The 7,440-nt window shown below is 56.3% G+C and carries 7 protein-coding genes; 2 read left to right on the forward strand and 5 right to left on the reverse strand.

The genetic code is table 11. From position 1 onward, the window contains the following. Positions 1-35 precede the first annotated feature (35 nt). From AC1Q6X_RS23195 to AC1Q6X_RS23205, 3 genes are all read right to left on the reverse strand, one after another. Positions 36-1,202: a tyrosine-type recombinase/integrase gene (locus AC1Q6X_RS23195; protein WP_492498530.1), complete on the reverse strand. Its 1,167-nt coding sequence runs from the start codon at positions 1,200-1,202 to the stop codon at positions 36-38. A 646-nt stretch (positions 1,203-1,848) separates the two neighbouring features. Then, a complete protein-coding gene (locus AC1Q6X_RS23200) occupies positions 1,849-2,712 on the reverse strand; it encodes a class I SAM-dependent methyltransferase (protein ID WP_492498531.1) in 864 nt (287 codons plus the stop codon). A gap of 364 nt (positions 2,713-3,076) precedes the next feature. Next, on the reverse strand, positions 3,077-3,970 hold the full coding sequence (locus AC1Q6X_RS23205) for an NAD(P)/FAD-dependent oxidoreductase (RefSeq protein WP_492498532.1): 894 nt from the start codon (positions 3,968-3,970) through the stop codon (positions 3,077-3,079). 135 nt (positions 3,971-4,105) lie between these two features. Here AC1Q6X_RS23205 and AC1Q6X_RS23210 point away from each other — a divergent pair, with 135 nt between their 5' ends. Then, complete coding sequence (locus tag AC1Q6X_RS23210) at positions 4,106-4,759, forward strand: TetR/AcrR family transcriptional regulator (protein WP_409028540.1); 654 nt, start codon at positions 4,106-4,108, stop codon at positions 4,757-4,759. A 222-nt stretch (positions 4,760-4,981) separates the two neighbouring features. On the opposite strand, the gene AC1Q6X_RS23215 is transcribed toward AC1Q6X_RS23210, so the two are convergent. Together AC1Q6X_RS23215 and AC1Q6X_RS23220 are read right to left on the reverse strand one after the other, a co-directional pair. Next, entirely contained in the window at positions 4,982-5,473 is a 492-nt protein-coding gene (locus AC1Q6X_RS23215; protein ID WP_070223482.1) for a hypothetical protein, read from the reverse strand. Positions 5,474-5,786: 313 nt separating this feature from the next. Further along, positions 5,787-6,701, reverse strand: a complete 915-nt coding sequence (locus tag AC1Q6X_RS23220) for a hypothetical protein (RefSeq protein ID WP_492498533.1) — start codon at positions 6,699-6,701, stop codon at positions 5,787-5,789. A gap of 189 nt (positions 6,702-6,890) precedes the next feature. Between AC1Q6X_RS23220 and AC1Q6X_RS23225 the strand changes: the two genes are divergently transcribed. Next, on the forward strand, positions 6,891-7,440 hold a 550-nt coding region (locus AC1Q6X_RS23225; protein ID WP_492498535.1), incomplete at its 3' end, for an MFS transporter.

Raw genomic sequence — 7,440 nt, forward strand, 5'->3', positions numbered from 1 at the left:
ATGCTGGCGATATATTCAGAGATTTGCTAGGCGAACTAAAGCACGAGTTTTGCTAGTGCGCCGGCGGCGACGTCTCCTCTCAAATGGCCGTAGTATTTTTCGATCATTGCTACTGATGTGCCGCTAATCTGTGCGACGGTCAGTAGATCCAGTCCACCGTGAACCAAGTCGGTGATTGCCGCGTGTCGAAGGGAGTAGGCGACGGTGTTTGATGGTAGTCCCGCGTCTTTGGCTGCGGCCTTGAGCGGATGTTTCCAGGAGTCTTTATTCCATGCGCTTCCATCAGCACGGGCAAGGAGCGGTGCGGTGCTTGGTCGATCCTGCGTACACTCCCTAAGAAATTGGGAAATTTCTGGTGGAATTTTGAATTTCCTGGCTGCCCCGCTCTTGTCTATGCCGATTTTCAATACTTCGAATTTGGTGTCGAAATCAGCAACGAGCAGGGCGGCAAGTGCGCCTGGCCTTAGTGGCAGCATTGACAAGCCTTTGATGAACTGCGCCAGATCTGGCGGTGCCATGCGAATCAATTCTTTTCGCTGATTGCGATCTAGATAAAGTTCACGCCGTTTGGTGACGTTCTTGAAGGCCGCCAGCGGGATGCGCCAGGCGAAGTCGCTGGTCACCTTCCCATCAGAAAGTGCTTGATTGAGTGCTGCGCGTATGGCCGCTATGTCTCGATTGACGGTATCTTTGGATCGTGCGCGGGTGATTGCCGACTTGCCGACCTTAACTGGCGCGGCTACCATACGATTTCGAAAGGAGTGGATATGTTCCCGCGTGAGCTTTGTTAGTTCAATCCGGTGAACCGGGTCAATGGCGACCCAGCGACGATATCGTGCGTCAAGATCGTCGGCGGCCTTGCTACCCTTCAGTTCTCTAATTTTTGTTGTGTACGCATTGCAGGCGTCCATCACTGTGCTACTCTCAGTTGATCCCCCTTGATGAAGGTGAGTAATCCATTTTTTAGCCGCATCGACAGCCCTGTCAAAACGTTCAAATGCCGGAAATTGCTCAAGCGAACCTAATGATTGTTGCAGTTGTTTGCGGTTTTCTGAACGGTACCGGATCATCCAAGTGCCAGTTGTGCCGCTCGTCATCTTGCGAAAGCCGACGAACAATCCCTGGCTGATCCGTTGCCAATACGGATCGCGTCGGGCAGTTAACTTGCCGCGTGCAGTGACGGTATCAATTCTGTCGCCCATGCTACTATCCTGCGAATGCCTACACGGGAAAAGGATAGGGAAAGATGCTCCTTGCCACTGGCAGGAGTATGAAAAAAGTATGAAAAACTATAGCGCATTTTGACGGATCTCGCCGGACGAAAATCAAGCTTTTCCCTATGAACGGGTGGTCCGCTGATGTCCAGTAATGTCCGCTAATTCGACATTCACACTGCAGGGGTCGCAAGTTCGAAACTTGCACTTCCCACCAAATTTTTCGTTTGTATTCAATGACTCAGGATTTCATCTTTTGTCTGAATACGAACTTGGGGCAAACTTGGGGCAATGGGATTTTCGTCCATTGTCCAGTCCCAAACGATACGGCCGCTTCCTGCGGCCGTTTTCATATCAAGCAGGCTTACGCCTATCATATCTCTTCCTTGCTCTCAAAGCCTAAGCCACGCATGTCGTCTGCTATCGGCCGGGCGGAAACGGTCGGTCGCGACCTTCAGCAGTCCCTGCAAGTTCATATTTTTATCTGGACGAACAATAAAGTCGGACATCCTAGACGGCACATTTTTCATCGCAGCGCCAGTGGCGTCAGAGCCATGCCAGACGGGATATCAATCTGCCCGGCCCAAGGCGCCCCGTTCCACCAAGCGGTGGGCGTCCCCCGTGTTAATCCGTGTCAACTTGCCGGATTGCGCGCCGTGACGATCCATGCCGCGCCGTCGATCATCACCGAGCGCTCGCCGGGGCGGCCCGCGAAGACGGTACGGACGGCGACCGCGGCGCGGGCACGGATCTCATCGGGCTGAGCGGCGAGCACGCGCGACAGCGGGCCGACCTCGAGCGCCATCTTCACCGCGTCGTCGATCGCAGCGTCCCGCGTTCCGCCCTCGCCGAACGGGACGGAAGCATCGAAGGGCGCGATAGCGATATCGGTGAAACCGGCTGCCGTCAGGATGCGCGTCACCCGATCCCGCTCGCCGAACGAAAACGGGCCGGGCGCTTCGGGATCGGGCGGCGCGGTCAGCGCGACGATTCCCTGTATCGCGCCCATCGGCAGGCGCACCCATTCGTTCTCGGCCGCGCCGCGCCAGCAGACGAAAGCGACCCGCCCGCCCGGCCGCAGCGCGCGTCGCATATGGGCGAATGCCCCTGTTGGATCGCCGAAGAACATCACCCCGAAACGCGAGAACAGGATGTCGAACGCGCCTTCCGGCAAATCGGCACTGCTGGCGTCGGCTACCTGGAACTGGGCCGGCGTATGTTGTGGCGTAAGCGTGCGTGCGCGGCCGATCAGCGATTCGGATATGTCCACGCCCAGCACTTGCCCCTGCGCGCCGACGCGGGCGGCCAGAGCCAGACTCGACGCGCCTGCGCCGCAGCCGACGTCCAGCACGCGCTCGCCCGTCGCGGGCGCGGCGGCTTCGATCGCGGCTTGGCCGAACACCGCCACCATGGCATCAAGCCGGGCCTGGTTTGCGACCCAGCGCTCTCCGCTTTGATCATTCCAGTCGGCGACCTGATAGGCATTTTGCTCTGTCATGCTATCTCCTTGTTCTGATTTGTTCCTGACTAGACCCCTTTTGTCGAGGCAGGGGGGAATGACACGAGTCGGCCCCACGCCGCGATCCGTTCCGCGATCGCCTCGGGGCCTCGATGTATAGGAAGTGGTCGACGTCGGGGGACGACCTCCATCGCATGCCGTGCGGCGAACCGATGGCGGTCCTCGACCTGCGCGGAGAGGATCTCATGACCGTGAGTGGGTGAGGAATTGCGAGCGCGGCCGCACGTTCGATCTGCTCCGCCGCCAACCCCGACAGCAGCGCTCCCGGATAGATGACGGGCGGAGGGATGCGTACACCGGCGCTGTCGGGTTCGATGGCCATGCTCATCACAAATCTGTGCCCTCAAACCAGCATCGACTGCTGAGCGGAGATACCCGCCGTTGCGCCCTGCGATATTGCCGTGGTGACCGAGGCCATGGCTGGGTTTGCAAGATCGCCGGCGGCGTAGATGCCGGGTATGCTGGTTTCGCGGCGCTCGTCGACCTTGATGGCGATGCCCAGTGGCGTATTGACTGTAGCGAGGCCCAGTGATTCATGCAGGCTTGCGGACGGCTTGTTGCGCGGATGCGCGAACAGGATGTCGACCGCGACATTGGTGGCGGTATCGAGCTTGACAGTGGCACTTTCGCCTCCGTGTCGGGTGATTTCCATGATTCGGCCATCGACGACAGGTATGTTGCGGCGCGCCAGATCGGCCCGGATATCGGGTGGAATGTCGTGCCCATCGGCGAAGACCGTCAGCGTTTCGGTCCAATCGCCGTACAGCCTGACATAATTGTGCGACTGCGGACCGGACCAGACAAGGCCCCAATGCTGGCCGGCGACTTCAAAACCGTCACAATAGGGGCAGGGCACAATGGACGTGCCCCAGCCTTCGGCGAAGCCCGGGATATCAGGCATTTGATCGACGACGCCATAGCTCAGGATCAGGCGACGTGCCCTTAGGCTTTCGTTATCGTCAGTGACGACGCAGAAATCGTCGATCGTACCGGAGATGCATTCGGCACGGGCAGTGACCAGCCTGGTCGTTGGATAGCGCGCCAGCTGCTGCCGCGCCTCGACCAGGATGTCCAGCGGCGGCTTGTGATCGTGGCCGAGCAGACCATGCGAATGGCCGGCAAAGCGGTTGCGCGGCCGGCAACTGTCGAGGACCGTGACCTTGCGGCGGGCACGGCCGAGCTGCAGGGCGGCGGCGAGGCCAGCAAAGCTGCCGCCGATAATGATGACGTCATTCATGGTGATGGACTCCGTGTGTGGGTGAGGGCTGGGTAGGGCTTGGCGCGCAATAACCTGTCCATTGGGTTTGCACGTTTTGGATACTATGTGGTATCCTAATTAAAGAATTGGATACTGTCAAGTACTGGAATTTTTATGACTGAAAAAAATCAGGGCCGGCGCGGCCGGCCAACCAACGAGGCGCTTGGCCAAACGATCGCCGACGCGGCGTGCGAGCTTTTTGTGGAATTGGGTTTTCAAGCGACGACAATGGACAAGGTCGCCCAGCGGGCGAAGATATCCAAGCTAAGCATCTATCGGCACTTCGAGAACAAGGAGGCGCTGTTTAGCGCTGCCATCGCGGCCCGCTGCCATCAGTTTGCACCGCAGGCCCTGTTTGAAGGCGTAGACGGTTCGGCCGAGGATCAGCTCATGGCGGTGGGATCATCCCTGCTTCGCACGTTCTTGAACCCGGACGTCCGTCGTATCGAAGCCATGATCATGGCCGACAAGACGAATCAACAGTCGCTAAGCAAGCTCCAATATGAAGCAGGCCCCGCCCATGTCATCGCCCAAATCGAGGCCCTGTTGCGTCAGTTGCACGCGAAGGAGGTTCTGCATGTGCCCGATCCTCGCCGGTCCGCCCGCTTGTTTGCCGCGCTGTTAAAAGGTTCCGATCTGCTGATCATCGCACGCTTCAATGAAGCGATAGCGGAGGACGACAACGAAATCGAATCCTATTGCCGGTCCGCAGTCGCCATGTTCATCGCCGCGCACGGTGGCAACGACCATGCGGGCGGATGCAGCTGATTGCTCCGGGCAGTTCATAGTAGCGGGAGGGGGGCTTGGTGGTGTGAAAACTTGCCAGACAGTGCCAGGCTGAAAACGAAAACAGCCCGCATTTAGGCGGGCTGAGAGGTGCTTTAGTGCTCTTTGGTGTCGACGCGGGACCATCCCACTCGATTACTTTTTGACTGACGGGTACATTAAACCACTGCACTGACTCGTTTGCCTCATCCGAAGTCGGGTAACTTATCTGAATGGCTGTTGACGAAGATGAGGCGAGCGAATTCGTTCGACAAATAGACCTAGATCGCGTGCGATCGCAATCGACCGCTCGCATTTCGAGGGTACTCCGATGTACATGTAGTAGTCATAGCCAAAATGGACATACGCCTTGCCTGGCACGACGAGTTTTCCCCAGGCCTCTTCGCGAAGGACAAGACGCGCGAAATCGAGGCTTTGAGCAATAGATAGGTTCCCCCGGTGCAGAAAGCCATCTGCGGGGGCGTCGCGACATTCCAATGCCGTCAACGCCAATGACTCGATACCTGCCTCATCCAGGAAACTTTTCATAGCGGACAGGTAGCTATTTTCAACATTCAGATACACCGCCTCAGACAGCATCCCACCGTCAAATACCCGTCCGATATCAGATCGCGAAGTCCAATCGCAGCCTGTGTATCCGCCTGTCGCATCTCTCAGCGAGGGGTCATATTTTGTTACACGGTATTGATTCTTCATGGTCGCGATTCAGGCAGAAGGGAACTGAGCAAATCCATCACTGACAAAGGTGCTTTTGGCTGCGGGTTCAATCGATCAACGCAACACTTTAACTTAAATGCATCATTGCAGAGCTGAATAGATAGGCCAGACCCGATCTCGTCGTTGGAGCGGGCAGCTACGAGATCGCACACCAGGTGCCTGGCAGGACGCCCATGCCAAACACGATCCATCGGTTTTTCATCTTTCAAGAACTATGTCCCAGGAGCGTCTAAGCTACTGGCGCCGATTCATCACTGGAAATTGAGCGAAGAAAAACGTGCTTTTGTTTCCTTCAATGCATTGGATGGCATGCGACAATTTCCATTAGCTCCGCTGCAGCCTTAGAGGCTTGCTCGATCGTCAGTGAGTATTCTTTTCTAAAACTGCGAACCAATTGCATCCTTTCTCCGGCTTTGGCAAAAGAAATCAATTCTGAAGAACCCACAAAAATACCGCCGAGCACTATCGGTTCACCCTTGCGCGAAATCGGAAGGGCTGGAACAATTTCAATCATAGACTGTGCAACACCAGCCTGTATGAGAGCATTTGAAAACTCGCTGCGGACTATCCAACGTACTTCCCCACGTCTTTTCAGCAGATGCTCAACAGGCAGTAGCTGCGTTAGCGCTCCGCAAAATCGCTCCATACCGGACGCATCAACTATCAAGTCACCGTCATCGGCAAGCATCCGCAAATGGCTTTCGACCTCGCACGCGTCATTTGCATGCACCCACGGTGCAAGCCGAAGATGCGTCGGCTTATAGTTGATGATGCTGACGGGCGGCTGCAGGTCTAAATAGCTCCGCACAATCTCGAGCAGTTCGCCAGCAGGCCCGCTGCAACGGTCAAAGGGCAAACATTCAAACACAGCAGCCAGCATCGTGTGTGCAGCGCACCCTTCTTTCGGACTCCACAACGAAAACAACTGAGGCTTCGAACTCGAGGAACCGAAAACTCCGTTAATGCTAATTCCATCCAAGCCAAGCTGATTCCACTGTTCATCCCACTCCATTAACATGGCGGAAGAACGTCTATGGAGTGTCGCCATTTGTTCACTTTCGACTGACAAACTATGTGTAATGCGCGGAAGAAGGCCTGTCTGAAGGGCTTCAAATGTGGCCAGTCCCGTGGCCTCACCTTCAATCCGAATTGAACATTGGCGATGGAAGGAGGGAGAGATATTGAGGACGAGATCGAAAATGGACATATCTTTTTAATATTTTTAATGAAAGTTCAGTCTTGCCCGCTGATGCTTCAGTACTTGTCAATAGTTCACTGACGAGATTAGACAATGGAAAAATTTGATTTTGCTTGCTCATTTTAGCCGTTCTGATTATTCAGCGGCATCGCCATCGGGACGGTCGTTTCCGTACCGCTGGGCAGTTACTTAGGGGGCATATATGGCTGGCGCAGTGCATTTATAGCAGCCGCGGCTGTCGGAGGGCTAACACTTTTGTTTCAATTGTTCACGCTGCCCCGTATGGCGCCGCGCACGATGACGCGCACCACATCGGTACTGCGATTGCTCCGTCGCCCGGGGATCGGGATCGGGATGTTGGGCTGCGTACTGGCCCATACTGGGCAATATGCATTGTTCACCTATATTCGCCCCGCTCTTGAAAGCGTTGTCCATATAGATGTAAACGGTTTGTCTCTGATGCTCCTGGGTTTTGGTGTCGCCAACTTCGTTGGCACGCTGCTGGCCGGCTGGCTAATGGAGCGTAGCCTGCGTGCCACTTTAGTGCTCATGCCTGCGCTGGCGGGCTTGGCGGCACTCGGCATGATCCTGCTGCCAGTCCAAGGAACAGGCCTGATGTTTTTGGTCGCTCTGTGGGGCCTGGCGCTTTGGTCATGGCGCAAGCTCGTCGCCGCCTTCGCGCAGCATCTTGCAACAGCCCTGCAGCAGCCTCCAGCGAAACTTGATTCCCGTCTCGTACCAGATGAAA

This window comes from Janthinobacterium sp. GW823-FHT06H09, from assembly GCF_058794735.1.

Coding starts and splice junctions, on each gene's coding strand:
- AC1Q6X_RS23195 (WP_492498530.1), bottom strand. CDS start 1,202: ATGGGCGACAGAATTGATACCGTCACTGCACGCGGCAAGTTAACTGCC.
- AC1Q6X_RS23200 (WP_492498531.1), bottom strand. CDS start 2,712: ATGACAGAGCAAAATGCCTATCAGGTCGCCGACTGGAATGATCAAAGC.
- AC1Q6X_RS23205 (WP_492498532.1), bottom strand. CDS start 3,970: ATGAATGACGTCATCATTATCGGCGGCAGCTTTGCTGGCCTCGCCGCC.
- AC1Q6X_RS23210 (WP_409028540.1), top strand. CDS start 4,106: ATGACTGAAAAAAATCAGGGCCGGCGCGGCCGGCCAACCAACGAGGCG.
- AC1Q6X_RS23215 (WP_070223482.1), bottom strand. CDS start 5,473: ATGAAGAATCAATACCGTGTAACAAAATATGACCCCTCGCTGAGAGAT.
- AC1Q6X_RS23220 (WP_492498533.1), bottom strand. CDS start 6,701: ATGTCCATTTTCGATCTCGTCCTCAATATCTCTCCCTCCTTCCATCGC.